The following is a 23,547-nucleotide window of genomic DNA, read 5'->3' on the forward strand; positions in this document are numbered from 1 at the left end:
CCGTGCGGCCTGCCTTTAATGTATTCACCATTGTTGCTGAAACTGCCGGTGTTGGTGGCCTCAACATCGCTGAGACGTTCCCGGCAGGTCGGGGCAGCCCGCAGGGATGCGGGCTGAGGGCCGTGTTTTTACATTATTGTGCCTTTTGTAGCCCCGGTAAGCGCCGCGCGACCGGGGAGCGGCTTGGGTAATTACGCCAAAATGGCTTTGCAGATAGCGTCGCTGACCTGTTGCGTTGACGCGCTGCCTTTCATATCCGGGGTTTTCGGCCCGCTGGCAATCACCTGCTCAATCGCCGCCAGAATGCCGTTGTGCGCGGCGTGATAGCGCGCATCGCCGTTGCCGAGAAAATCGAGCATCATCGCCCCGGCCCATATGGTGGCGATCGGGTTGGCGATATTTTTACCATAGATATCCGGCGCCGACCCGTGAACCGGTTCGAACAGCGACGGGAAGGTGCGCTCCGGGTTGAGATTCGCCGATGGCGCAATACCGATGGTGCCGGTACAAGCCGGGCCGAGATCGGAGAGAATATCACCGAACAGATTGGAGCCGACGACCACGTCAAAACGCTCCGGCTGCAGCACGAAGCGGGCGCACAGGATATCGATATGCTGCTTGTCCCAGCGAATATCCGGATAGTTTTTGGCCATCTCTTCCACCCGCTCATCCCAGTAGGGCATGCTGATCGCCAGACCGTTGGATTTGGTTGCGGAGGTCAGCGTTTTGCGTGGGCGGCTTTGCGCCAGTTCGAAGGCGTAGCGCAGGATCCGGTCCACGCCGCGGCGGGTAAAGACCGACTCCTGAATCACCACTTCATGCTCGGTGCCTTCATTGGCGCGCCCGCCGAGGGCGGAATATTCGCCTTCGGTATTTTCGCGCACCACGTAAAAATCGATATCGCCGGCCTTTTTGCCCACCAGCGGGCAGGGGACGCCGGGGAACAGACGCACCGGACGCAGGTTGACGTATTGGTCAAACTCACGGCGGAACTTCAGCAGCGACCCCCACAGCGAAATGTGGTCGGGAACGGTATCCGGCCAGCCGACGGCGCCGAAGTAGATGGCATCGAAGCCCTGCAGCTGCTCGCGCCAGTCGTCCGGCATCATCTTGCCGTGATGGGCATAATATTCGCAGCTTGCCCACTCCATCTGCTCGAAGCTCAATGACAGATCCCAACGCTGTGCGGCGGCTTGCAGCACGCGAATCCCTTCAGGCAGAACTTCTTTGCCAATTCCGTCACCCGGGATGGCGGCAATACGATAGTTTTTTTTCATTCCGGTTCTCACTTTTTAGCGATGATGTTTGACCACCTGCCTATCCTATAATTGACTGGTTCATAATTAATCACGCTAACTGGTGAAACATAAAACACAGATCATGAATAATCTGCCGCTGCTAAATGATTTACGCGTCTTTATGCTGGTCGCTCGCCGGGCCGGGTTCGCCGCCGCCGCCGAAGAGCTTGGCGTATCACCGGCGTTCGTCAGCAAGCGGGTTTCGCTGCTGGAGCAAACCCTGAATGTGGTGTTGTTGCACCGGACCACCCGCCGGGTCACCATTACCGAGGAGGGGGAGCGGATCTACGAATGGGCGCAGCGCATTTTGCAGGATGTCGATGAGATGATGGACGAGCTTTCCGACGTGCGCCAGGTGCCGCAGGGAACGCTGCGTATTATCAGTAGCTTCGGCTTTGGCCGCCGGGTGGTGGCCCCGGCGCTGTCGGCGCTGGCCCTTCAGTACCCGCAGCTGGAACTGCGTTTCGATGTCCAGGACCGGCTGGTGGATTTAGTCAATGAAGGGGTGGATCTCGATATTCGTGTGGGCGATGATATCGCGCCGAATCTGATTGCCCGCCAGCTGGCGGCCAACCACCGCGTGCTCTGCGCCTCGCCGCAATTCCTTGCCCGCCATCCACCGCCGAAACAGCTGAGCGATCTGGCCGCCTTACCCTGCCTGGTGATTAAAGAACGCGATCATCCGTTTGGCATCTGGCAGTTGCACAGCAAAGAGGGGCAGCATGCGATCAAGGTGACCGGGCCGCTGTCGTCCAACCATGGTGAAATTGTGCATCAGTGGTGTCTGGACGGGCAAGGAATTGCGTTACGTTCATGGTGGGACGTCCGGGAGAATATCGCCAGCGGCCATCTGGTGCATGTGCTGCCGGAATTCTTTCAGCCTGCCAACGTCTGGGCAGTCTATGTTTCCCGGCTGGCGACGTCGGCTAAAATTCGCACCACTGTGGAGTTTCTGCGCCACTACTTTCAGCAGCACTATCCGCAGCATGAGCCGACGGCCAGCGCCGTCGGCAGAGGCGATTAAACCCCCAGGCGGTCGCGCAGACTGTAGTAGGCGGCGCCCATGGCGGTGAAGGGAATGCGCAGGCTGCGGCCGCCCGGGAACGGGTAGTGCGGCAGTTTGGCAAAGGCGTCGAAACGCTCAGCGTCACCGCGCAGCAGTTCCGAAATCAACCGTCCGGCGAGGTGGGTACAGGTGACCCCATGCCCGCTGTAGCCCTGCATGTAGTAGATGTTGGTATCGAGGCGACCAAACTGCGGCATCCTTGAGAGGGTCAACAGGAAGTTGCCGGTCCAGCGGTAGTCGATTTTCACCCCTTTCAGCTGCGGGAAGGTTTTCAGCAGCTTCGGCATAATCAGCCGTTCCACATCGTCCGGGTCGCGGGCGCCGTAGACCACGCCGCCGCCATACAGCAGGCGGTTGTCGCCGGTGAGGCGGTAGTAATCCAACAGATAGTTACAGTCTTCCACACAGTAGTTTTTCGGGATCAGCGAGCGAGCGACCTCCTCCGACAGCGGAGCGGTGGTGACCACCTGGGTGCCGCAAGGCATGCTGCGCTTCGCCAGCTCCGGCTCCAGTTTGTCGCCGAGATAGGCGTTGCCGGCGACGATCACATAGCGGGCAGTGACCTGGCCGCGGGCGGTGCTGACCACTGCCGGAGTGGAGTGCTGAATGCGGGTGACCGGCGACTGCTCATAGACCCGGCCGCCGTTCAGGCGAATGGCGTCCGCTTCGCCGATGGCGAGGTTGAGCGGATGAATATGGCCGCCGCTGTGGTCGAGCAGGGCGCCGACGTAGCGGTCGCTGTCCACTTCGCGACGAATCGCCTCTCTGTCCAGCAGCTCCAGCTGCGTGTTGCCGTAGCGCTCCCAGTTGGCTTTCTGTTCTTCCAGCGTCTCCAGCTGTTTGTGATTCATCGCCACGAACAGGCCGCCCGGGCGATAATCGCACTGGATCTGGTAGCGCTGGATACGTTCGCGAATAATATCGCCGCCTTCGAACATCATGCTGCCGAGCATTTTAGCGGCATCCGGGCCGTAGTTTTTTTCAATCACGTCGATATCGCGGCTATAGGAGTTAACCAGCTGACCGCCATTGCGGCCGCTGGCGCCGAAGCCGATGCGCGCCCCTTCCAGCACCACCACGTCGTAGCCCATTTCGGCCAGATGCAGGGCAGACGAGAGTCCGGTGTAGCCGCCGCCGACGACGCAGACGTCGCAGCTTATCGATTCGTCCAGCGTCGGAAAGGGTTCATATTTGTTGGCGCTGGCGGCGTAATAGCTGGTGGTATGTTCGGTCATGATTAAGACTCCAGGGCAATCCAGATGGTTTTCAGTTCGGTGAATTTTTCCAGCGCGTGCAGCGACTTATCGCGTCCGTTGCCGCTCTGTTTGTAACCGCCGAAGGGGACGGTCATATCACCATCGTTATAGTTGTTGACGAAGACCGAACCGGCCTTCAGGCGGCGGCTCATGCGGTGGGCGCGTGAGAGATCGCGGGTCCATACCGCAGCGCCGAGGCCGTAGTCGCTGTCGTTGGCAAGCCGCAGCGCCTCGTCTTCGCTTTTGAAGCGAGTCACCACCAGCACCGGGCCGAAGATCTCTTCCCGGCTGAGGGTGGAGGCCGGGTCGACGTCAACAAAAATGGTCGGGCCGACGGCGGCAGGCCACGGATTTTTCCGCCCGTCGAGGAACAGCGTGCTTTTGCTTTCGCCGCCGCGAATAAAACTGTGCACGCTGTCGGCATGGGTGTTGTCAATCAGCATGCCCATGGTGGTGTTTGGGTCGAGCGGGTTGCCCGGCTGCCAGTGTTGCGCTTCGGTTTTCAGTCGTGCCAGGAACTCGTCGGCGATGCTCTCCTCCAGCAGCAGGCGAGTGCCGGCGATGCACACCTGCCCCTGGTTGTAGAAGATGCCGCCGGCGGTGGCGCTGACCGCTTTTTGCAGATCCGGGCAGTCGGCGAAGACGATGTTGGCGCTCTTGCCGCCCGCTTCCAGCCACACGCGCTTCATATTGCTGTCGCCGGCGTCTTTCAGCAGCTGCTTGCCGGTGCGGGTGGAGCCGGTAAAGGTAAGGACCTCCACGTCTGGATGCAGGGCCAGCGCCTGTCCGGCTTCGTGACCAAAGCCGCTGACCACGTTCAGCACGCCGTCCGGCAGGCCCGCCTCTTTCGCCAGCCCGGCGAGGCGCAGCGCGGTGAGCGGCGATTTTTCCGAGGGCTTAAGGATCACGCTGTTGCCCGCCGCCAGCGCCGGGCCGAGCTTCCAGCAGGCCAGCAGCAGCGGGAAGTTCCACGGCACCACCGCGGCGATGACGCCAATCGGTTCGCGGACGATCATCGCCAGCTCGTTGCTGCCGGTAGGAGCCACTTCGCCATAGACTTTATCCAGCGCTTCGGCATACCAGCGGATGGCGCGGGCGGCGCCGGGAATATCGTCGCGCAGGCTGTGGCGAATCGGCTTGCCGGTATCCAGCGTTTCCAGCAGCGCCAGCTCTTCGCAGTGGGCCTCCATCAGGTCGGCAAAGCGTGTGAGAACCGCTTTACGCTGCGTGGGAGCGGCCTGTGACCAGTCGCCGTTATCAAAGACCCGACGCGCGGCCTTCACCGCCAGCTCAACGTCGGCTTTTTTGCCGCGAGCGACATGGGCTAACGTGTGCTGCGCGGCAGGGTCAATGGTTTCAAAGGTGGTATTATCGACCGCGGCGCAATATTCGCCGTTAATAAATAATCGTGTTTCAATGGCCAGGCTTTTCGCTTTTTCCTGCCAGTAAGCCAGGTGCTGAAAATTCATCATGACTCCTTAAAAAACATTATCGGCAAATTAATCACATCGGCGTTTTCAGGCTGCACGGGGGCGCTGCGCCAGGCGCAGGGCATAGTGTATCCCCGGAGTTGAATACCGTTTTATCACCCTAAATTTCGACAGGTTGTCTGCATGCCGAATAATTCAGGGGTGAGTCGCCATTCACGGCGTTAATTATTTCAGGGCCAGCAGAAAATAAGATTCCCTTCCGGCACCAACGTTATGACTGCGAGTTTTTCGCGGCGACGAAAATAAAATTTCCGCCGCCGCAGGTCTGAAGAAAGCCTGAAGCTCGTTCAGGCTAAATATTCAGAATGTGGTGGGGGTGTGGGCACTGATGATGCGGCAGATGCCTGCCGAGGTGTTGCTGAAGCTGTGCGGGATGCCGGTATTAATGGCATAGCTCTGTCCAGCCACCAGGTGGTACGACTGACCGTTAATCGTCAGCACAATCTCACCCTCCAGTATGGTGCCTATCTCCTCACCCTGATGCTTAATCCTCTCCCCGGTCGTGGTTCCAGGCTGGTAAGTTTCAAAAATCATCGCCAGCGTACGGTTCGGATTTCCGTTATGAACCAGCTTCATGGAAACGCCCTGACTGCCCATTTCGATAAGGTCATCCTGATTAATGACCACCTGGGGTTCGTCCGGCTTTTCGGGTTCAGAAAAGAATTCCGAGAGCGACAGCCCATAGACTTTCAGCAGCTTTTGCAGCGTACTGATGGCAGGACTGACTTTGTCCTGCTCTATGGTGCTGATGGCACTATGTGTTAACCCAGACAGTTCGGCGGCACGACGCTGCGAAAGACCCAGCTGTTGGCGGATCTCTGACAGACGTTTCCCTGGCGCCAGTCCGTCATCGCTCATATTTGCATTTCCTTAACGGTAGTGGTCAGCGCCGCCGCTTTTCAGCATGATGGCCCTGACAGGCGGTGATAAAACCATCAAACAACATACGCGACAGGGCGTATTCGCTACTGTTCCATTCAGGATGCCACTGTACGCCCAGCGCGAAAGGGTGATCGTTCACGCTGACCGCTTCCACCAGTCCATCCGGCGCTCGCGCCTCCACGCGCAGCTGCGGACTGAGGGTTTTTGCCCCTTGCCCATGTAGCGAGTTTACCCAAAACGTGTTGCAGCCCGGTATCAATTGCGACAGCAATCCTCCTTCCTGAACCTCAACCTGATGGGACGGCGCATACTGCTGCTCGACGGGCAGTTCAGGATCTTCGCGATGCTCCAGCAGCTCAGGCTGCTCGAACAGACGACGATACAGAGTCCCACCGGTGGCGACAACCAGTTCCTGCAGTCCACGACAGATGGCGAAAATGGGGATGCGCCTTTCAAGTGCGGCGTTAATCAGCGCCATGCTCAGAAGATCACGCCCGGGGTCGGCGTCAGGCTCATCGCCGTTTTCACCATAAAGGTGCGGCTGCACGTTACTGGGGCTGCCTGGCAGGTATATCCCATCCAGTTTATCGACTAACGCGTTCAGCAGATCCGGCTCTGCCAGCGCATGTGGCAGGGCGATCGGCAGTCCGCCGGCGTTAACAATTGCATTCAGGTACTTTTCTTGCAAGGTTTGGGTCTGGTGACCCTTAAGCCTGTTTCTACACATCACGACGCCAATAACTGGCTTGTACATTATATTTTCCATGATCGCCCTCACAAAGTGGACTAAATTATGACCGCTATAGCGGGTTTAACGGCCATATCGTTCAATATTTTCTCAATCTAGCAGTGGAAATAGCCCTTTGCAAACTTAATTTAACATTTGACAAACAATTTATTTGCATACACAGTCGATGGGGTGGACATTATATTTAACGGTCTGAGTGCAGGACCGAAACCAAACCAACGGCGGTGAATCATGGAAACCAATATCGTAGAAGTTGAGAATTTTGTTCAGCAAACGGAAGAGAGACGGGTCAGCGCGTTCGCGAAAGAAGTGAAGCGCTACCTCGAAACCTACCCTGATACCCAATATGTTGATGTCCTCCTCACTGACCTGAACGGCTGCTTCCGCGGCAAGCGCATCCCGGTTGCCGGCCTGAGCAAGCTGGAGAAAGGCTGTTATTTCCCGGCTTCGGTGTTTGCGATGGATATTCTCGGCAACGTCGTGGAAGAGGCCGGTCTGGGCCAGGAGATGGGCGAGCCGGATCGCAGCTGCATTCCGGTGCCCGGCACCTTAACGCCTTCAGCGGCCGATCCGCAGTCGATAGCCCAGGTACAGTTGACCATGGTTGATGAAGATGGCGCTCCCTTTGACGTTGAGCCGCGGAACGTACTCAACCGCCTCTGGCAGCAGTTGCGCCAGCGCGGGCTGTTCCCCGTGGTAGCGGTAGAGCTGGAGTTCTATTTACTGGACCGCAAACGCGATGCCGAAGGCTACCTGCAGCCGCCGTGCGCGCCGGGCACCGACGATCGCAACACCCAAAGCCAGGTCTACTCGGTCGATAACCTGAACCACTTTGCCGACGTGCTCAACGACATCGACGAGCTGGCGAAACTGCAGCTGATCCCCGCCGACGGCGCGGTGGCCGAAGCCTCGCCGGGCCAGTTTGAAATCAACCTCCACCATACCGATAACGTGCTGGACGCCTGCGATGATGCGCTGGCGTTAAAACGTCTCGTGCGTTTAATGGCGGAGAAGCATAAGATGCACGCCACTTTTATGGCTAAGCCTTATGAAGAGCATGCGGGCAGCGGAATGCATATCCACATCAGCATGCTGAACAATAAAGGGGAAAACGTGCTGGTGGACGGCGACGGGGAAGACTCCGCGCTGCTTAAACGCGCGCTGGCCGGGATGATCGATCTGATGCCGGCCTCGATGGCGCTGCTGGCGCCGAACGTGAACTCGTATCGCCGCTTCCAGCCAGGGATGTATGTCCCGACGCAGGCTTCCTGGGGGCATAACAACCGTACCGTGGCGCTGCGGATCCCATGCGGCGAGCGGCAGAACCACCGCGTGGAGTATCGCGTGGCGGGGGCGGACGCCAACCCGTATCTGGTGATGGCGGCGATTTTCGCCGGCATTCTGCACGGGCTGGATAACCCTCAGCTGCCTTTGCAGGAAGAGGTGGAAGGTAACGGCCTGGAACAAGAGGGTCTGCCGTTCCCGATCCGCCAGAGCGATGCGCTGTGGGAGTTTATGCAGAACGATCACCTGCGTGAGCGTCTCGGCGAGCGTTTCTGCCACGTTTTCCATGCCTGCAAGCATGATGAATTACTGCAGTTTGAGCGTCTTATCACAGAAACTGAAATTGAGTGGATGTTGAAAAACGCCTGATGGTCGCCCCGCAAGGGGCGCATGAGTTGAGTCATGAGTAGCATCATACGGCCTGAGCGGAGCCTGGTCGTCCTTTTTGCTGGGAGCCCAGCCATTTCCCGGATGTCGCGTTAAGGAGCGCAGGCGGCAACGGGGCTTCAGTTAACGACACAGTGTGTGACGAGGAAATGAGATGATGCAGATGTTCAAATATCCGCAGGGAGAGGGAGGCCGCTCAGGCCGCATTGGATGCCAGCCAGCAACCGCTCACCGGTCCGTCTTACCCTTTTATTTATGCCTTATCCCCTTGCTAAGCAGGTTTGTCACGCGAACGTTGTGTCCGCAAACTGTTATCCGCAAGGGGGGAATGGGCGATGGCTATTAATCTTCCTGCGCATAACGCCGCTCAGGCGGGCAGACCGCGTCTGCGTAAATCCCTCAAACTCTGGCAAGTGGTGATGATGGGGCTGGCCTATCTGACGCCGATGACGGTGTTTGATACCTTCGGCATCGTCTCCGGTATCAGCAACGGCCACGTCCCGGCGTCTTATTTGCTGGCGCTGGCTGGCGTGCTGTTCACCGCCATCAGCTACGGCAAACTGGTGCGCCAGTTCCCGGAAGCCGGCTCCGCCTACACCTACGCGCAAAAATCCATCAGTCCGCACGTCGGCTTTATGGTCGGCTGGTCCTCGCTACTGGATTATCTGTTCCTGCCGATGATCAACGTCCTGTTGGCGAAGATCTATCTCTCGGCGCTGTTCCCTGAGGTGCCGCCATGGGTGTGGGTGGTGACCTTTGTCGCCATTCTGACCGCCGCAAACCTGAAAAGCGTTAATCTGGTGGCGAACTTCAACACCCTGTTCGTGCTGGTGCAGATCTCGATTATGGTGGTATTCGTCATTCTGGTGGTTCAGGGGCTGCACAAAGGCGAGGGGGTAGGGACCGTCTGGTCGCTGCAGCCGTTTATCAGTCAGAATGCGCATCTGATCCCGATTATTACCGGGGCGACCATCGTCTGCTTCTCGTTTCTTGGCTTCGACGCCGTGACCACACTGTCGGAAGAGACGCCTGACGCCGCGCGGGTGATCCCGAAGGCTATTTTTCTCACCGCGATGTACGGCGGCATTATTTTCATCGTCGCGTCGTTCTTTATGCAGCTGTTTTTCCCGGATATTCATCGCTTTAAAGACCCGGACGCCGCGCTGCCGGAGATTGCGCTGTACGTGGGCGGCAAGCTGTTCCAGTCAATATTCCTCTGCACCACCTTTGTTAACACCCTGGCGTCCGGCCTGGCGTCCCATGCCAGCGTCTCCCGTCTGCTGTACGTGATGGGTCGCGATAACGTCTTCCCGGAGCGCATTTTCGGCTATGTGCATCCGAAATGGCGCACCCCGGCGTTGAACGTGATTATGGTGGGTATCGTCGCGCTGTCGGCGCTGTTCTTCGACCTGGTGACCGCCACCGCGTTAATTAACTTCGGCGCGCTGGTGGCCTTCACCTTCGTTAACCTGTCGGTGTTCAACCACTTCTGGCGTCGCAAGGGGTACAACAAAACCTGGAAGGATCGACTGCACTATCTGCTGCTGCCGATGGTCGGGGCGTTGACGGTAGGGGTGCTGTGGATCAACCTCGAGGCCACTTCCCTGACGCTCGGCCTGGTGTGGGCGGCGCTTGGTCTGCTGTATCTGGCTTATCTGACCCAACGTTTCCGTAAACCGCCGCCGCAGTTCGATGCCGCCAAGGCGGAGCAGGCCTGGGAGTCCTAGAACCTGACGCTGAAACCGAACGAAGGCAGGCCCGCAGGCCTGCCTTTGTTTTTGGTTCGGTAAGGGACAGTACAGGATGGTAAAGAAATCAGCAGAAAACGGCGGAGAACGGAAGGTATTATTTCTTCTTTTTATGGACAGGTAACTGACTGGCGCGCCGCTCTTTGAGGTACGACACCAGGCTGTAGATGGCGACGCCCAGCAGCGCCACCGCGACGATAAAGAGAATAAGACCCGACATAGACCAACCTAATATTCTGTTTAGAAAGGGAAAAAGATACAGGGCTCTGTGTGAAGATAACATCGGGATATGTCTGAAAGATGACGCCTCATCGCGAGAATATCTGCTGTCGGGGTTGTGATAAAATATTTCCCGCAGGAATGTGACAGCCTGGCTTTCAGCTGAAATGGCGTAACACTCCGTTAAGTGATTTTACAGAAGTGCGGCCAGCAACGGGTTACGCTGACCGCGAATAAGAATGATCTGAGAGTAAGACATGTATAAGACAACCCTCAGCCTGCTGGGCGTGGCGCTGGCGCTGACGGCCTTCGCCAGTCAGGCTGAAAATGAACGTCAGGCGAGCCGCGAGCGGATCGTGGAGCAGGTCCTGAAACCCTGTGAAGGCAAAAAAGCGGGCGATAAGGTAGTGATCACCGATCGCCGCGGCGGGGAGCACGAGGCGATCTGTACCCTGGCGGCGGTTCCGCTGCCGGAATAATGCCCGCCGCCGGGGCGAGTTAGCGATACCGCGGCGCCGGTTGCCCGGTTCGCGCGCTGGTAAACAGCGCCAGTCGCGTCTGCTCGAAAGCCTCCCACAGTCCCAGATCATGCACTGGCGGTAAGGTGACCTTTTCCCCCATTTCGAGTCCCCTGAGAGCGGCGTCAACCAGATCCTCGGTGGTCATTACCGTACCGGTGGGCAGGGCGTCGAGCGCCACGCCGGAGGTCGGCCACAGATCGGTGGCGGTCGCCGCCGGCAATACTGCCTGAATACGCACGCCGCTGTCGGCGAACTCATCCTGCAGGCCACGGGTAAAGCTCAACACCCAGGCTTTGCTGGCGCTGTAGACCGCGCTGCCCGGCAGCGTATGCAGCGCAAGAATAGAGGCAATATTGATCAGCGTTCCGCGGCCCCGGGGAGCGAAAGCGGCCAGTGCGGCATAGCTCAGGCGCAGAAGCGCGGTGGTGTTGAGCGTATGAATCGCCTGGTGCTCGCGCGACGTGCTGGCGAGAAAGGCCGCCATTTTTGCCGTTCCGGCGTTGTTGATGAACAGGTCAACGGCGGGATCCTGCTGCAGACGCTGCTCTACGGCTTCAATGCCTTGCTCCTCGCTCAGGTCGGCCTTGAGGATGCTGGCCCGGATGGCGTAGCGCGCCTGCAGTTGCCCGGCGAGCGCCTGCAGCCGATCTTCACGACGGGCGGCGAGGATCAGATCGTAGCCGCGGGCGGCAAGTCGTTCGGCATAGATCGCGCCGATACCTGAGGAAGCGCCGGTGATAAAAGCAGTGTGCGATGACTGGGACATGAGTATTGCCTCTTAAAAGGTTGCATTATTAAACCAAATTCAGCATGAGATATCTGGTTTAATAATGCAACCATTTTGCCGGGCTTTTTTTATTTCTGCCTGCCGCAGGGAGCGATTAGTCGTTCAGCGGGAGGGCGATGGTGATATCCGCTGGGGACAGCTCACGGCCATCGGCCGCCTGCAGCACCAGTTTACGCAGAGGCTGGCGCTGCTGGCGGTCAATGAGCCGCGTCGCCGGTTCGTCCGGGTCGAACAGATAGTCGTCCGCCCACTGGGAGAGGGCGACCAGCACGGTCTGCAGGGCGCGGCCCTTATCCGTCAGGACATACTCCTGCCAGGCGCTGCCGTCGGAGGCCGGCTGCAAATGCAGGATGCCTTCATCCACCAGCATTTTCAGGCGTCCGGCGAGCATATTTTTGGCAATGCCGAGGTTTTTCTGGAATTCGCTAAAACGGCGTACCCCGCGGAGGGCATCACGGACGATAAGCAGCGACCACCAGTCGCCGATAACGTCGAGGGAGCGGGCGACAGGACAGCAGCTGTTTTCCAGACGGGTACGTTTCACGAAAGCCTCCAGGTTAGTTGTTTCATTATAAAACTATTTGGTCGGCAGAGGAAATTTTCGGCTCCGGTCTAAGTTTGCGAGCGAATGCCAGGAAAAATGGCCTAAATCCGTCACAATTAACCCGATGATAATAAATGACTAAGGATGAAGGGATGAAAATACGTCTACTCGCCGCCGCCGTAGCCGGCGCGGTCATGTTATCCGCTGGCGCCCAGGCGCAGGACACGGCCGCCCCAGAGGGGTATCAGCTGCAGCAGGTGCTGATCATGAGTCGTCACAACCTTCGCGCGCCGCTGGCCAATAACGGCAGCGTGCTGGAGCAGTCCACCGCCAAAGCCTGGCCGCAGTGGGATGTGCCGGGCGGCCAGCTGACCACCAAGGGAGGCGTGCTGGAGGTGTATATGGGCCACTATATGCGCGAATGGCTGGCGCAACAGAAGCTGGTGACCAGCGGGGAGTGCCCGCCGGAAAACGCCGTTTACGCCTACGCTAACAGCCTGCAGCGCACCGTCGCCACTGCGCAGTTCTTTATCACCGGCGCGTTCCCGGGCTGCGGCATTGCGGTGCATCATCAGCCGCAGATGGGCACCATGGACCCGACCTTCAACCCGGTTATCACCGACGACTCCCCGGCGTTTCGCGAGAAAGCGCTGCAGGCGATGGAAAAAGAGCGCCAGGGGATGCAGTTGACCGAGAGCTACAAGCTGCTGGAGACAATGATCGATTACCGCAACTCGCCCTCCTGCAAAGAGAAGCAGGTCTGTTCCCTGAGCGAGGGTAAAGATACCTTTAGCGCCGGTTATCAGCAGGAGCCGGGGGTATCCGGGCCGCTGAAGGTGGGCAACTCGCTGGTGGACGCCTTCACCCTGCAATACTATGAAGGCTTCCCGAAAGATCAGGTGGCGTGGGGGGAGATCACCAGCGATAAGCAGTGGCAGGTGCTGTCGAAGCTGAAAAACGGCTACCAGGATAGTCTGTTTACCTCGACGGCAGTGGCGCAAAATGTGGCCAAACCGCTGGTTAAATATATCGATAACGCGCTGGTGGGTGAGGGAGCCAGCAAGGCGAAAGTCACCCTGCTGGTGGGACACGACTCGAATATCGCCTCACTGCTGACGGCGCTGGACTTTAAGCCCTATCAACTTCCTGGCCAGTACGAGCGCACGCCTATCGGCGGCAAACTGCTGTTTCAGCGCTGGCACGACAGCGGCAGCAACCGCGATCTGATGAAGATTGAGTATGTCTATCAGAGCACTGAGCAGCTGCGTAATGCCGACCCGTTGACGTTGCAGACCCCGCCACAGCGGGTCACGCTGGCGCTTAACGGCTGCCCGGTCGATGACCAGGGATTCTGCCCGCTGGAGACCTTTAAAAAGGTGATCAACGAGGCAGCGAAATAATGAAAAAACCCGGAGCAATCCGGGTTTTTAGCAGGTTAGGGTGAGACTCTGCAGGGATAAACACCCTATACGTTTTTACGCTCAATCGTCTGTTCACCCCAGAACAGCGCATCTTTATCGGTTTTGGCAAAGGCCAGCGCCAGCACTTCGTCGCTGCCTTCCTCCCAGATTTGCTCAGCCAGTTTTTCATCGTAGTGGGCAACTTCGAAAATCGCCTCGGCGATCTCCGGCGAGGTGTTACGTAAACTTGCCCATTCGCCGACGCGATGTGCTTTTGCTTCTTGAGTTGGCATAGTGCTCCTCCTGCGGAAGATTAGCCGTGCAGTTTAACGGCCAGTTTGGCGACATGTTCACCCTGATAGCGGGCGATGGCTAACTCTTCCTCGCTTGGCTGACGCGAGCCGTCGCCGCCGGCAATAGTGGTGGCGCCATAAGGCGTCCCGCCGCGGACCTGGGAGATGTCGAACAGCTCCTGTGCGCCGTAGCCAATCGGGACGATGATCATCCCGTGGTGGGCCAGCGTCGTCCAGGTGGAGGTAATGGTTTGTTCCTGGCCGCCACCGGTGCCGGTTGAGCTGAATACGCTGGCGATCTTGCCGTACAGCGCGCCGGATGCCCACAGGCCGCCGGTCTGATCGAGGAAGGTGCGCATTTGTCCGGACATATTGCCGAAACGAGTCGGGGTACCAAAGATGATGGCGTCATACTCAGCCAGCTCCTGCGGCGTGGCGACAGGCGCGTTTTGCGTTTTCCCGCCTGCTTTGGCAAACGCTTCTGCCTGCATGGTTTCCGGCACGCGCTTCACAACCACCTCAACGCCGTCCACCCGGTTCGCCCCATCGGCGACGGCGTGAGCCATGGTTTCAATGTGTCCATACATGGAATAATAAAGCACCAGAATTTTAGCCATTTCCATCACTCCTCGGTTGCATTATAAGCCAGCCAAATAGCTGGTACCTTTAAAGATAAAGCCTCTGCCGAAGAGTGCAAATCCAACGGGCATTTATTTGATTTATAACAAAATGACAAAACATTATTTACTTTTCCTTGCGCAGCGCGGCCTGAGCGGCTGAGAAGCGGGAAGCGATGCCTCCGCTATACCGGCCGGTGCGGCGAGGATGTAGCATCAGGATACATTTTTTGCTGACTATTTTTTCTTCGGCAGCAGAGCAGGTTAGCGCCATCAGGCGGCGCGAGGGGATTTTTTTCGCCAGGCTTTGTTTCTGAATGTGACATTTGCCATCGTCAGCGGCAGTCATTCACTAACCTTATAGATACGCGGCAGAACAGCGGCGTCGCCGCTCCCGCGTAATGCACTATGATGTCTAACCTAATGGAGGTCAGTAATGGCAAACCATCGTGGCGGTTCTGGCAACTTTGCTGAAGACCGTGAAAGAGCATCAGAAGCAGGACGTAAAGGTGGCCAGCATAGCGGGGGGAATTTTAAAAATGACCCTCAGCGCGCCTCAGAGGCTGGCAAAAAAGGGGGTAAAAACAGTCATGGTAGTCGTGAGAGTTAACGCGCGACTGGCACTGTTCTCTTTGATGCGGTGTTAATCTCCCCGACCCAACCGCATCGCCCTCGCCGCCGGCATCTGCCGGCGGTTTTTTTTAGCTGTCGGAGGTTGCGCTCCCGCCGGGCCGATTGCACACTGGTCGCCCGTTTATTGTCATGGCTGTCTTATGTCTTCGTTAAAATTCTCCGTTAGCCGCCAGGAAGCGCTCCTTATCATGATCACCATGTTCTGGGGAGGGACGTTCCTTGCCGTACAGTATGCGGTCAGCCTCAGTGGGCCGCTGTTTTTTGTCGGCCTGCGTTTCGCGACCGCCGCGCTGGCGGTGGGCCTGCTCTCGCTCCGCACCCTGCGCGGCCTGACGTGGCTGGAGGTGAAGGCGGGGGTGGCAATTGGCGTGGCGATTGCGCTGGGGTATGGCCTGCAGACCTGGGGGCTGCAGTCGATCTCCAGCAGCAAGTCTGCCTTTATCACGGCGATGTATGTGCCGCTGGTGCCGCTGCTGCAGTGGCTGTGCCTGGGGCGTATGCCGGGGGTGATGTCCTGCGTGGGGATTGTGCTGGCCTTTATCGGTTTGATCCTGCTGGCCGGGCCGGAAAACAATCTGTTGGCGCTTGGCGTGGGGGAGATGATCACTCTGGCGAGTGCGCTGGCGATCGCCGCGGAGATTATCCTTATCAGCGCCTGGGCCGGAAAAGTGGATGTCCGACGGGTGACGGTGGTGCAGCTGGCGACCGCGTCGCTGGTGGCTTTCGCTGCCATGAAGCCGGCCGGTGAGTCGGTGCCGCCGTTGACGCCGACGCTGCTCGGCGTGGCGTTGGGGCTGGGCATTTTCAGCGCGATCATTCAGGTGACCATGAACTGGGCGCAGCGCAGCGTCTCGCCGACGCGGGCCACGCTGATCTATACCGGCGAACCGGTATGGGCCGGTATTTTTGGCCGGCTGGCCGGCGAGCGTCTGCCGCTGCTGGCCCTCCTTGGCTGCTTCTTTATCCTCGCGGGAGTGCTGGTGAGCGAGCTGAAGTGGAAGCGCAAACCGCCGCCGAAGTTGTCAACGAATGACGATGCGCAGCCGCTCCCGGACCTGGCCGATCGTCGCGAGCCGTAATTTTACGCTTCTGATCCTACAGCGGCGCTTATCCTGGCTGGCCTGCTCGTCCGGCTCTGATCGTCTCCAGGCCCGCGCAAGCGCAGCGCCGCCTGGCAAGATATCAGGCACGGTATCCATGATTTCGCCGGGTGGCGGCTGCGCCTTACCCGGCCTACGTTCGTACGACCTGTTATTAATTTAACCACTTGCGCGACTGAAACTGCCGGTGCTGACGGCCTCAACATCGCTGAGACGTTCCCGGCAGGCCGGATGGCGGTATAAATGCCTTATCCGGCCCACCCGCTCCCTGCGCCAACGCCGCGCTAATGTGGCTTAAACCGGCGTTACTCTGGCCTCCTTCGCCTCCCGCGTCCCGCGATGAAGCAGCGCGTGCAGCAGGATCGCCCCGAAGGTGGCGGTACCAATCCCGCCCAGCGTAAAGCCGCCCAGCGACAGCGCGAAATCGCCGGCGCCCAGCACCAGGGTCACAGACACCATGATCAGATTGCTGTTCTGGCTGAGGTCGACGCGGTTTTGCACCCAGATCCGCGCCCCGGCGACGGCGATCAGGCCAAAGACCACGATCGAGGCGCCGCCGATCACCGGCCCGGGAATGGTGTGGATTAATGCGCCGAATTTCGGCGAGAAGCCCAGCAGCATGGCAATCAGCGCCGCGGCGACAAACACCAGCGTCGAGTAGACCTTGGTCACCGCCATGACGCCGATGTTCTCCGCATAGGTCGTGACCCCGCTGCCGCCCACCGAGCCGGAGAGCATGGTCGCCAGACCGTCGCCGACGAAGGCGCGCCCCATGTATGGATCCATATTGCGCCCGGTCATCCCGGCGACGGCCTTCAGGTGCCCGAGGTTCTCGGCCACCAGGATCACCGCGACCGGGGCAATCAACATCATCGCCTGGCCGTTAAAGGATGGGGGGGTAAAGTGCGGCAGCCCGAACCACGCCGCCTGGGCGAGGGGGGAGAAGTCCAGCGGTTTGCCGAGGCCAAAACCGTTAGCCAGCAGGGCGTACAGCGCGCAGGCGACGATCAGGCCGACCAGGATCAGCAGACGCTGCAGCATCCCGCGGGTAAATACCGCCACTATGCCGATACAGAGTACGGTCAACACCGCCATCCAACTGTCGAAGGCGCTGGCGGACACGCTGCGCACAGCAATCGGCGCCAGGTTCAGGCCGATAGCCATCACCACCGCCCCGGTCACCACCGGCGGCATCAGGCGCTCGATCCAGCGGGTGCCGATCTTCATCACCACCAGACCGATCAGGGTGTAGACCAGCCCGCAGGCGATGATCCCGCCAAGGGCGACGCTCAGATGAGGGTTCAGCCCCTGGCCATTAAAGCCGGTAATGGCGATCACCACCCCGACAAAGGCGGCGCTCGAGCCGAGATAGCTCGGCACCCGTCCGCCGGTGACGACAAAGAACAGCAGGGTGCCGACTCCCGACATCAGTATCGACAGGTTAGGGTCGAGCCCCATCAGCAACGGCATCAGCACCGTCGCGCCGAACATCGCAACGGCGTGCTGCACGCCCATCACCAGCGTTTGCCCGGCCGATAAGCGTTCATCGGGCGCGACGACGCCGGATTCGGCGGCGGGGGAGGTCAGCTTCCAGCGAGGAAAATCGAAGAGTGCCATGATGATATCCCGGGTTAAAGGTTAACAAGCGGGTCGCATAAGCGTGTGATAGCCGCGGTCAAACCACATCAGACCCCGGGGTTCCGGGTGACGGGTAATGGCCACGACGTGACAAAACAGGATGTCGTGCGTGCCGACGCTGACGCGCTGGTCGATGCGGCAGTCAAAGCTGACCAGCGCCGCCTCCAGCCGCGGGCAGCCGGTGGCGCCGGTCTGCCAGTCGGCGGCAGCAAAGCGCTCGTCCATCGCCGTTTTTCCGCCAAACAGCGTTGACAGCGCCTCCTGTCCCGCCGCCAGGGTATTGACGCACAGCGTGTGATGTTCGCTGAACACCGGCCACACCGAGGCCGAGCGGTTCAGGCAGACCAGCAGGGTCGGCGGCGTGTCGGTAACGCTGCAGACCGCGCTGGCGGTAAATCCCGCCCGGCCCGCCAGGCCATCGGTGGTAATAATGTTAACCGCGGCGCCGACGTGGGCCATGGCGTCACGGAAACTCGCTTTGTCCGCTAACTCCATCGTAAACTCCTTATGCCAGCAGGCAGGCTTCATCAAAGGACAGACGCGGCAGGCGGCCGTACAGTTTGCCGGGGTCGCCATAGCCGATGTTCACCAGCAGGTTGCTTTTCCAGCCATTGTCGGCGAAAAACGCCGCATCGACTTTTTCCCGGTCGAAGCCGGACATTGGCCCGGTGTCGAGGCCCAGCGCCCGGCAGGCGAAAATCAGATATGCCGCCTGCAGGGAGCTGTTGCGAAACGCGGTCTCCTCCGCCAGCTGCGGGCTGGAGGTGAACCAGCTGCGGGCGTCACCGTGGGGAAAGAGGGTAGGTAGCCGGTCGTAAAAGGCGCAGTCCCACGCCACGATGGCGGTCACCGGCGCCTGCATGGTTTTTTGCAGATTGCCGCTGGAGAGCGTCGGGCGAAGTTTCTCTTTGCCTTCCGCGCTGCGCACAAACACGATGCGCGCCGGCGAACAGTTGGCGGAAGTCGGCCCCATTTTCATCAGGTCCCAGACTGCCTGCAGCTGCGCATCGCTCACTGGCTTATCCAGCCAGCCGTTGTGGGTTCGGGCCTGGGTAAACAGCGTCTCGCAGGCCGTCTGGTTTATCGCGTCGTTCATCGGGTCTCCGTGGCGACCGGCAGCATAGCGGCCAGCCCGTCGCGTAAAATGGTATTAAAGGTATCGGCGTCGGTGACGTTACAGGCATGGCCGCCCCATGGCATTTCCACGTGCTGGCTGCCGGAGATAGCCGTCTGCAGCACGCGGGAGCAGGAGGCCGGGACCAGCAGGTCGTCAGCGGCGCTGACAATCAGCGTCGGGCAGGCGATGGCCGCCGCGCGACGCGAAAAATCAGCCTGCTTCAGGGCCTGCAGCCGCTTCAGCAGGTTCTCCTTGCCCTGAAAATGGCTGATGGCAAGCGCATCTTCCGCTTCGAGGCGCGGCAGGCGCGCGGCCATCCATTCCGCCGGGTAGAGAAACAGCGGCTGTGCTTCGACCCACGCCTGCGCGCCGCCGGCATGCAGCAGACGCTCGCGCACCAGGAAGCAGCGGCGGGTGTGCGGCGACAGCGACAGCCAGCCGTTGACCAGCACCAGGGCGCTCACCGCCTCGGGGCGATCGAGCGCCAGCTGCAGGCCAATTAGCGCCCCCAGCGCGTGGCCCACCAGCGCGAATCGGGCGATCCCCGCCGACTGCAGAGCGCTGAACAGCTCTCCGGCCATCGTCGCCATGCTGTAGTCGGCGGGCAGCGGACCGGCGTTCTCCCCGGTCCCGTTATGGTCATAACTCACCAGCTGATACTGTTCCTCCAGCGCCGCGCGCTGCGCCAGCCAGTAGCCGCCGCCGCCGCCCAGACCGGCGCTGAGGACCACCACCGGCGCGCCGGGCCATGGGGCTGGAGCAATATTGAGCCTCATCATGTCGGGGTGCCGATATGGGCGACGCTGGCGATTTCCACCAGCGCATCGGGCTTCACCAGACCGCACTGAATGCAGAAGCGCGCGGGTTTATCGCCGGGGAAAAACTCGGCGTAAACCTCGTTAATCGCGGCGTAATTTGTCCAGTCGGTGATAAAGATGCTGTTGAAAGTCACATCCGCCATACTCCCGCCCGCCGTTTCGATAACGCTCTTGATGGTCTCCAGCACGTGGCGGGTTTGCGCCTTTGGGTCGCCGATGTGCACCACATTATTTTGCTTATCAAACGGCAGAGTGCCGGAGACGTAGACCACGCCATCGGCGAGCGTCCCCGGAACAAAGGGGGCAATCGGCGTGGTAGTGCCTGGCGGAATGATCACCTGTTTAGGCATAACGTTTCTCCTTGGCTAAAGACAGCGGGGTGGCAGGGGATAGCGCGCGGCAGAAGCTCTCGACGTCGCTGACCCAGCCGAAAAAGGTTTCAATATTGAACAGCGCCGCCTGCTGGGCGAAGGCCGGGCCGGCCTGATGGGTGGCATCCTCCAGCACTACGCCGAAGTATTCGAGGAAGAAGCCATCGCGCAGCGTCGATTCGACGCAGACGTTGGTGGCGATCCCGGTGAACACCAGGTGGCGTATACCGCGGCTGCGCAAAATGCTGTCGAGCGGGGTGTTAAAGAAGCCGCTGTAGCGCGGTTTCGGCAACACGATGTCGCCTTCCTGCGGCGTCAGTTCGTCCACCAGCTGATAATCCCATCCGCCTTTCGCCAGCAGCTTGCCCTGCAGCTCCGGGCGCTGACGCATCGTTTTCAGCGCATTGGACTTGTGGTAGTTCGGCGAGCCCGGGCCGCCGGCTTCAACATACTGGTCATCCCAGCCATTCTGGAACCAGATAATCAGCATGCCCGCGGCGCGGGCGGCGGCGACGGCGGTATTAATATTGTCGATAACCGGCCGGGTGGCGGAGACGTCAAAGCCGGCAAGATCCAGATAGCCGCCCTGGCTGGCGTAGGCGTTCTGCATATCGACAACAATCAGCGCGCTCTGCTGCGGCGCGAAGGTCAGGGATTCCGGGCGAGCGGGAAGGGTAATCATCAGGCCACCTCACGGGTAACAGGAGCAATGTGGTCCCGGCAGCGCATCAGCGGCTGAATGCGTTCGCCAAAGGCGTCGATGCCGGCAAGAAAATCATCAAAGGTCAGCAGCACGCCGTCGGTGCCGGGGACGCTCGCTACTTCATCAAGCATACGGGCGACGCTGGCATACGATCCGACAAGGGTGCCCATGTTGATATTGACCGCCGAGGTTGGGTCGGCCATCTGGCGCACGTTGGTATCGCTGCCGGAGCGGGTGTCTTTCTGACTCTGCTCGGTGAGCCACGCCAGCGCTTCTTCATCGGCGCCCGCTTTGTAGTGCTCCCATTTGGCGCGCGCCGCTTCGTCGGTTTCGTCGGCGATCACCATGAACAGCACATAGGAGCCTACCTCACGGCCGGTTTTTTCCGCCGCCTGCATCATGCGCGCTGCGGTCGGCGCGAAGGCCGTCGGCGTGTTGACCCCTTTGCCAAAGCAGAAGTTGTAGTCAGCGTGCTGGGCGGAGAAGGCCATGCCGGCGTCGCTCTGCCCGGCGCAGATCACCTTCATCGGGTGCGAAGGGCGCGGGCTGACCCGGCAGTCGTTCATGGTGAAGTAATCGCCTTTGAAATCGCTGCGCCCGGTGCCCCACAGGTCGCGTAGCACCTGAACGTATTCGGTGAGATAGTCATAGCGGCTGGCGAAATAGTCATCCCCCGGCCACATGCCCATCTGGTCATATTCCGGTTTTTGCCAGCCGGTCACCAGATTGACGCCAAACCGGCCGCCGGAGATGGAATCGATGGTGGAGGCCATCCGGGCGACGATCGCCGGCGGCAGCGTAAGGGTGGCGGCGGTGGCGTAGATCTGGATCTTCGAGGTCACCGCGGCCAGGCCGGCCATCAGGGTGAAGGACTCCAGGTTGTGATCCCAAAATTCTGTTTTCCCGCCGAAGCCGCGCAGCTTGATCATGGAGAGCGCGAAGTCGAAATGGTAGTGCTCGGCTTTCTGCACGATAGCCTTATTCAGTTCGAAGGTCGGCATATACTGCGGGGCATGGGTGGAGATCAGCCAGCCGTTGTTGCCAATGGGAACGAAAACACCAATTTTCATACCTACCTCTCTACAGTCATGGAAGATGGGTTGCGGTGGTGCGGCATCCTGCCTCTCCCTGGACCACCTCGCAGAACAGGTAAAGCAAACGCGATGCCAGTTTTATAAATGCTAATGTTATTAATGTGTTGCTATTGGGTTGCTAAAAAGGACGATAAAAAAGTGGACTGGATGGTCAAAATCAGTGCACGAAAAAACGGCAGTCATGCGCAATCAGGGTGCATGGGGTCGTGTCGGCGAAGGGCTTTTGCTATGCTGGTGGCGTCAACTGAAGGAGAGGATGTATGGCACAGGGCGCGGTGAAGAAAAACGGCAAACGTTCACAAGCGGTCAGCGCCAAAAAGGAGGCCATCCTGGCCGCCGCGCTGGAGGCATTTTCGCAATTTGGTATTCACGGTACGCGGCTGGAGCAGGTAGCTGAGCGTGCCGGGGTGTCGAAAACCAATCTGCTTTATTACTACCCTTCGAAAGAGGCGCTGTACGTGGCCGTTCTGCAGCAGATCCTCGCCATCTGGCTGGCGCCGCTGAAGGCCTTTCGCGAGGATATCAGCCCGCTGGTGGCGATCCGCGAGTATATTCGCCTGAAGCTGGAGGTGTCCCGCGATCACCCCCAGGCCTCGAAGCTCTTCTGTCTCGAGATGCTGCAGGGCGCGCCGCTGCTGATGGGTGAGCTGACCGGGGATCTGAAAGCGCTGGTCGATGAGAAATCGGCGATTGTCTCCGGCTGGATCGACCGCGGCAAGCTGGCGCCGGTCGATCCGCAGCATTTAATCTTTATGATCTGGGCCACTACCCAGCATTACGCCGACTTCGCCACCCAGGTAGAGGCGGTCACCGGCGCCACGCTGCAGGACGCGGCCTTTTTTGAGCAAACGGTCGATAATGTCCAGCGGATGATTATCGAAGGCATTCGCGTCCGTTAGTTAATTGGCCGGCGGCAGCGGGCAGCTTTGATCGCCGTCCTCGCACTGCAGCAGCGAGGCGAGGAAAGATTCCCGCTCCACGCTCTTATCGGTCATGCACTGGCTCAGCAGCATCGGCTGCATGCTGCCGCCTTCGGCGCCGGACGCGAGGAAGGCGCAGTCGGCGTCGCGCAGAGCAATCCATGCCTGCTGCGCCTGTTTCAGTAATGTCTGCTGTTTACCCACCGCCCGCTGCAGAGCCTGCTGCCAGGTGTCGTTCAGTTTTTTGTCGGCCGCCTGAAACTGCGTGGCCGCGCACTGATTCATTTCGGTTTGGGTGTTGGCGTTGCTGCACTCGTCCGCCAGCGCCACGCCGCTGGCCAGCAGGGCCGCCACGGCAAATAACATGCGTTTCATTGTTCTGCTCCCATAAAAAAGGCTCCCGTCAGGGAGCCCTAATTAAGCACAGCTGACGTCGGCTGTCATTAGCTGATCGCATCGCAGATTGATTGCCCGAATGGCGGCGCACAGCGCCTTATCCGGGCTACCTCGTTGTATTGTTATGTTGTCGGGTGGCGCTACGCTTACCCGACCTACAATACTGGCCGCCCCCCGTGCCATGAGACAGGTAGCCCCGGTAAGCGCAGCGCCACCG

Annotated in this window: 27 protein-coding genes; 8 read left to right on the top strand and 19 right to left on the bottom strand. The window is 59.6% G+C overall.

All coding sequences use genetic code 11. From position 1 onward, the window contains the following. Positions 1 to 191 precede the first annotated feature (191 nt). A complete protein-coding gene (locus tag ABLV64_RS24375) occupies positions 192 to 1,277 on the bottom strand; it encodes a tartrate dehydrogenase (protein ID WP_217325004.1) in 1,086 nt (361 codons plus the stop codon). Between the two features lie 82 nt (positions 1,278 to 1,359). Here ABLV64_RS24375 and ABLV64_RS24380 point away from each other — a divergent pair, with 82 nt between their 5' ends. Further along, entirely contained in the window at positions 1,360 to 2,322 is a 963-nt protein-coding gene (locus tag ABLV64_RS24380; RefSeq protein WP_008805923.1) for a LysR substrate-binding domain-containing protein, read from the top strand. On the opposite strand, the gene ABLV64_RS24385 is transcribed toward ABLV64_RS24380, so the two are convergent. The 4 genes from ABLV64_RS24385 to puuD all read right to left on the bottom strand — a co-directional run bounded on the left by ABLV64_RS24385 (position 2,319) and on the right by puuD (position 6,746). Further along, the gene (locus ABLV64_RS24385; protein WP_004201473.1) at positions 2,319 to 3,599 is read right to left on the bottom strand and encodes an FAD-binding oxidoreductase; all 1,281 of its coding nucleotides are present in this window, start codon (positions 3,597 to 3,599) and stop codon (positions 2,319 to 2,321) included. The genes ABLV64_RS24380 and ABLV64_RS24385 overlap by 4 nt on opposite strands. A gap of 2 nt (positions 3,600 to 3,601) precedes the next feature. Further along, entirely contained in the window at positions 3,602 to 5,089 is a 1,488-nt protein-coding gene (gene puuC, locus ABLV64_RS24390) for an aldehyde dehydrogenase PuuC (protein ID WP_048294461.1), read from the bottom strand. Positions 5,090 to 5,410: 321 nt separating this feature from the next. Next, complete coding sequence (gene puuR / locus ABLV64_RS24395; RefSeq protein WP_002898590.1) at positions 5,411 to 5,968, bottom strand: HTH-type transcriptional regulator PuuR; 558 nt, start codon at positions 5,966 to 5,968, stop codon at positions 5,411 to 5,413. A gap of 25 nt (positions 5,969 to 5,993) precedes the next feature. Next, complete coding sequence (gene puuD, locus ABLV64_RS24400) at positions 5,994 to 6,746, bottom strand: gamma-glutamyl-gamma-aminobutyrate hydrolase (protein ID WP_025999163.1); 753 nt, start codon at positions 6,744 to 6,746, stop codon at positions 5,994 to 5,996. A 225-nt stretch (positions 6,747 to 6,971) separates the two neighbouring features. On the opposite strand from puuD, the gene ABLV64_RS24405 reads away from it, so the two are divergent. Together ABLV64_RS24405 and ABLV64_RS24410 are read left to right on the top strand one after the other, a co-directional pair. Continuing rightward, entirely contained in the window at positions 6,972 to 8,393 is a 1,422-nt protein-coding gene (locus tag ABLV64_RS24405) for a glutamine synthetase family protein (protein ID WP_002898595.1), read from the top strand. A gap of 353 nt (positions 8,394 to 8,746) precedes the next feature. Further along, positions 8,747 to 10,138: an APC family permease gene (locus ABLV64_RS24410; RefSeq protein WP_004201476.1), complete on the top strand. Its 1,392-nt coding sequence runs from the start codon at positions 8,747 to 8,749 to the stop codon at positions 10,136 to 10,138. A 118-nt stretch (positions 10,139 to 10,256) separates the two neighbouring features. Here ABLV64_RS24410 and ABLV64_RS24415 read toward each other — a convergent pair whose 3' ends face one another. After that, positions 10,257 to 10,379 carry a small membrane protein gene (locus tag ABLV64_RS24415; protein WP_002898600.1) on the bottom strand — a complete coding sequence of 41 codons (123 nt, stop codon included), beginning with the start codon at positions 10,377 to 10,379 and terminating at the stop codon, positions 10,257 to 10,259. A 256-nt stretch (positions 10,380 to 10,635) separates the two neighbouring features. Between ABLV64_RS24415 and ABLV64_RS24420 the strand changes: the two genes are divergently transcribed. Beyond that, positions 10,636 to 10,857 (top strand): hypothetical protein, encoded by a 222-nt coding sequence (locus tag ABLV64_RS24420; protein ID WP_004201478.1) that lies wholly within the window; start codon positions 10,636 to 10,638, stop codon positions 10,855 to 10,857. A gap of 19 nt (positions 10,858 to 10,876) precedes the next feature. On the opposite strand, the gene ABLV64_RS24425 is transcribed toward ABLV64_RS24420, so the two are convergent. Both ABLV64_RS24425 and ABLV64_RS24430 read right to left on the bottom strand, forming a co-directional pair. Next, complete coding sequence (locus tag ABLV64_RS24425) at positions 10,877 to 11,665, bottom strand: SDR family oxidoreductase (RefSeq protein ID WP_186997670.1); 789 nt, start codon at positions 11,663 to 11,665, stop codon at positions 10,877 to 10,879. A gap of 115 nt (positions 11,666 to 11,780) precedes the next feature. Continuing rightward, complete coding sequence (locus ABLV64_RS24430) at positions 11,781 to 12,230, bottom strand: helix-turn-helix domain-containing protein (RefSeq protein WP_004201482.1); 450 nt, start codon at positions 12,228 to 12,230, stop codon at positions 11,781 to 11,783. A gap of 152 nt (positions 12,231 to 12,382) precedes the next feature. Between ABLV64_RS24430 and agp the strand changes: the two genes are divergently transcribed. Beyond that, positions 12,383 to 13,630: a bifunctional glucose-1-phosphatase/inositol phosphatase gene (gene agp / locus ABLV64_RS24435; protein WP_023317888.1), complete on the top strand. Its 1,248-nt coding sequence runs from the start codon at positions 12,383 to 12,385 to the stop codon at positions 13,628 to 13,630. A 65-nt stretch (positions 13,631 to 13,695) separates the two neighbouring features. Here the strand turns inward: agp and ABLV64_RS24440 are convergent, their stop codons facing one another. The 3 genes from ABLV64_RS24440 to ABLV64_RS24450 all read right to left on the bottom strand — a co-directional run bounded on the left by ABLV64_RS24440 (position 13,696) and on the right by ABLV64_RS24450 (position 14,889). Next, on the bottom strand, positions 13,696 to 13,923 hold the full coding sequence (locus ABLV64_RS24440) for a YccJ family protein (protein ID WP_008805934.1): 228 nt from the start codon (positions 13,921 to 13,923) through the stop codon (positions 13,696 to 13,698). A 20-nt stretch (positions 13,924 to 13,943) separates the two neighbouring features. Further along, positions 13,944 to 14,540 carry an NAD(P)H:quinone oxidoreductase gene (gene wrbA / locus ABLV64_RS24445; RefSeq protein WP_002898704.1) on the bottom strand — a complete coding sequence of 199 codons (597 nt, stop codon included), beginning with the start codon at positions 14,538 to 14,540 and terminating at the stop codon, positions 13,944 to 13,946. Between the two features lie 127 nt (positions 14,541 to 14,667). Next, positions 14,668 to 14,889 (bottom strand): hypothetical protein, encoded by a 222-nt coding sequence (locus tag ABLV64_RS24450; protein WP_126065488.1) that lies wholly within the window; start codon positions 14,887 to 14,889, stop codon positions 14,668 to 14,670. 87 nt (positions 14,890 to 14,976) lie between these two features. On the opposite strand from ABLV64_RS24450, the gene ABLV64_RS24455 reads away from it, so the two are divergent. Together ABLV64_RS24455 and ABLV64_RS24460 are read left to right on the top strand one after the other, a co-directional pair. After that, on the top strand, positions 14,977 to 15,150 hold the full coding sequence (locus ABLV64_RS24455; RefSeq protein WP_002898708.1) for a general stress protein: 174 nt from the start codon (positions 14,977 to 14,979) through the stop codon (positions 15,148 to 15,150). Positions 15,151 to 15,313: 163 nt separating this feature from the next. Beyond that, entirely contained in the window at positions 15,314 to 16,252 is a 939-nt protein-coding gene (locus tag ABLV64_RS24460) for a DMT family transporter (RefSeq protein ID WP_032455806.1), read from the top strand. A 315-nt stretch (positions 16,253 to 16,567) separates the two neighbouring features. Here the strand turns inward: ABLV64_RS24460 and rutG are convergent, their stop codons facing one another. Genes rutG through rutA form a run of 7 tightly spaced genes read right to left on the bottom strand, consistent with a single transcriptional unit; the run spans position 16,568 to position 21,990 of the window. After that, positions 16,568 to 17,890, bottom strand: coding sequence for a pyrimidine utilization transport protein G (gene rutG, locus ABLV64_RS24465; RefSeq protein WP_004204500.1), 1,323 nt, complete (start codon positions 17,888 to 17,890; stop codon positions 16,568 to 16,570). A 21-nt stretch (positions 17,891 to 17,911) separates the two neighbouring features. Then, positions 17,912 to 18,406: an NADH-dependent FMN reductase RutF gene (gene rutF, locus ABLV64_RS24470; RefSeq protein WP_117131553.1), complete on the bottom strand. Its 495-nt coding sequence runs from the start codon at positions 18,404 to 18,406 to the stop codon at positions 17,912 to 17,914. 10 nt (positions 18,407 to 18,416) lie between these two features. Next, positions 18,417 to 19,007, bottom strand: coding sequence for a malonic semialdehyde reductase (locus ABLV64_RS24475; RefSeq protein ID WP_064187610.1), 591 nt, complete (start codon positions 19,005 to 19,007; stop codon positions 18,417 to 18,419). Further along, the gene (gene rutD / locus ABLV64_RS24480; RefSeq protein WP_348843074.1) at positions 19,004 to 19,807 is read right to left on the bottom strand and encodes a pyrimidine utilization protein D; all 804 of its coding nucleotides are present in this window, start codon (positions 19,805 to 19,807) and stop codon (positions 19,004 to 19,006) included. Before rutD ends, ABLV64_RS24475 begins: the two co-directional genes overlap by 4 nt. Continuing rightward, positions 19,804 to 20,196, bottom strand: coding sequence for a pyrimidine utilization protein C (gene rutC, locus ABLV64_RS24485; RefSeq protein WP_004204505.1), 393 nt, complete (start codon positions 20,194 to 20,196; stop codon positions 19,804 to 19,806). The genes rutD and rutC overlap by 4 nt, the downstream gene beginning before the upstream one ends. Beyond that, positions 20,189 to 20,899 (bottom strand): pyrimidine utilization protein B, encoded by a 711-nt coding sequence (gene rutB / locus ABLV64_RS24490; protein ID WP_004204506.1) that lies wholly within the window; start codon positions 20,897 to 20,899, stop codon positions 20,189 to 20,191. The genes rutC and rutB overlap by 8 nt, the downstream gene beginning before the upstream one ends. After that, complete coding sequence (gene rutA / locus ABLV64_RS24495; RefSeq protein ID WP_348843073.1) at positions 20,899 to 21,990, bottom strand: pyrimidine utilization protein A; 1,092 nt, start codon at positions 21,988 to 21,990, stop codon at positions 20,899 to 20,901. Before rutA ends, rutB begins: the two co-directional genes overlap by 1 nt. Before the next feature lie 284 nt (positions 21,991 to 22,274). Here rutA and rutR point away from each other — a divergent pair, with 284 nt between their 5' ends. Then, the gene (gene rutR / locus ABLV64_RS24500; protein WP_004204508.1) at positions 22,275 to 22,913 is read left to right on the top strand and encodes an HTH-type transcriptional regulator RutR; all 639 of its coding nucleotides are present in this window, start codon (positions 22,275 to 22,277) and stop codon (positions 22,911 to 22,913) included. Here the strand turns inward: rutR and ABLV64_RS24505 are convergent, their stop codons facing one another. Further along, positions 22,914 to 23,309, bottom strand: a complete 396-nt coding sequence (locus ABLV64_RS24505; protein WP_064794423.1) for a lysozyme inhibitor LprI family protein — start codon at positions 23,307 to 23,309, stop codon at positions 22,914 to 22,916. Positions 23,310 to 23,547 lie beyond the last annotated feature (238 nt).

This window comes from Klebsiella sp. JB_Kp031 (assembly GCF_040064295.1).
In the GTDB taxonomy this organism is placed as follows: domain Bacteria; phylum Pseudomonadota; class Gammaproteobacteria; order Enterobacterales; family Enterobacteriaceae; genus Klebsiella; species Klebsiella quasipneumoniae.

Coding starts and splice junctions, on each gene's coding strand:
- ABLV64_RS24375 (WP_217325004.1), bottom strand. CDS start 1,277: ATGAAAAAAAACTATCGTATTGCCGCCATCCCGGGTGACGGAATTGGC.
- ABLV64_RS24385 (WP_004201473.1), bottom strand. CDS start 3,599: ATGACCGAACATACCACCAGCTATTACGCCGCCAGCGCCAACAAATAT.
- puuC (WP_048294461.1), bottom strand. CDS start 5,089: ATGAATTTTCAGCACCTGGCTTACTGGCAGGAAAAAGCGAAAAGCCTG.
- puuR (WP_002898590.1), bottom strand. CDS start 5,968: ATGAGCGATGACGGACTGGCGCCAGGGAAACGTCTGTCAGAGATCCGC.
- puuD (WP_025999163.1), bottom strand. CDS start 6,746: ATGTACAAGCCAGTTATTGGCGTCGTGATGTGTAGAAACAGGCTTAAG.
- ABLV64_RS24405 (WP_002898595.1), top strand. CDS start 6,972: ATGGAAACCAATATCGTAGAAGTTGAGAATTTTGTTCAGCAAACGGAA.
- ABLV64_RS24410 (WP_004201476.1), top strand. CDS start 8,747: ATGGCTATTAATCTTCCTGCGCATAACGCCGCTCAGGCGGGCAGACCG.
- ABLV64_RS24415 (WP_002898600.1), bottom strand. CDS start 10,379: ATGTCGGGTCTTATTCTCTTTATCGTCGCGGTGGCGCTGCTGGGCGTC.
- ABLV64_RS24420 (WP_004201478.1), top strand. CDS start 10,636: ATGTATAAGACAACCCTCAGCCTGCTGGGCGTGGCGCTGGCGCTGACG.
- ABLV64_RS24425 (WP_186997670.1), bottom strand. CDS start 11,665: ATGTCCCAGTCATCGCACACTGCTTTTATCACCGGCGCTTCCTCAGGT.
- agp (WP_023317888.1), top strand. CDS start 12,383: ATGAAAATACGTCTACTCGCCGCCGCCGTAGCCGGCGCGGTCATGTTA.
- ABLV64_RS24440 (WP_008805934.1), bottom strand. CDS start 13,923: ATGCCAACTCAAGAAGCAAAAGCACATCGCGTCGGCGAATGGGCAAGT.
- wrbA (WP_002898704.1), bottom strand. CDS start 14,540: ATGGCTAAAATTCTGGTGCTTTATTATTCCATGTATGGACACATTGAA.
- ABLV64_RS24450 (WP_126065488.1), bottom strand. CDS start 14,889: ATGACTGCCGCTGACGATGGCAAATGTCACATTCAGAAACAAAGCCTG.
- ABLV64_RS24455 (WP_002898708.1), top strand. CDS start 14,977: ATGGCAAACCATCGTGGCGGTTCTGGCAACTTTGCTGAAGACCGTGAA.
- ABLV64_RS24460 (WP_032455806.1), top strand. CDS start 15,314: ATGTCTTCGTTAAAATTCTCCGTTAGCCGCCAGGAAGCGCTCCTTATC.
- rutG (WP_004204500.1), bottom strand. CDS start 17,890: ATGGCACTCTTCGATTTTCCTCGCTGGAAGCTGACCTCCCCCGCCGCC.
- rutF (WP_117131553.1), bottom strand. CDS start 18,406: ATGGAGTTAGCGGACAAAGCGAGTTTCCGTGACGCCATGGCCCACGTC.
- ABLV64_RS24475 (WP_064187610.1), bottom strand. CDS start 19,007: ATGAACGACGCGATAAACCAGACGGCCTGCGAGACGCTGTTTACCCAG.
- rutD (WP_348843074.1), bottom strand. CDS start 19,807: ATGATGAGGCTCAATATTGCTCCAGCCCCATGGCCCGGCGCGCCGGTG.
- rutC (WP_004204505.1), bottom strand. CDS start 20,196: ATGCCTAAACAGGTGATCATTCCGCCAGGCACTACCACGCCGATTGCC.
- rutB (WP_004204506.1), bottom strand. CDS start 20,899: ATGATTACCCTTCCCGCTCGCCCGGAATCCCTGACCTTCGCGCCGCAG.
- rutA (WP_348843073.1), bottom strand. CDS start 21,990: ATGAAAATTGGTGTTTTCGTTCCCATTGGCAACAACGGCTGGCTGATC.
- rutR (WP_004204508.1), top strand. CDS start 22,275: ATGGCACAGGGCGCGGTGAAGAAAAACGGCAAACGTTCACAAGCGGTC.
- ABLV64_RS24505 (WP_064794423.1), bottom strand. CDS start 23,309: ATGAAACGCATGTTATTTGCCGTGGCGGCCCTGCTGGCCAGCGGCGTG.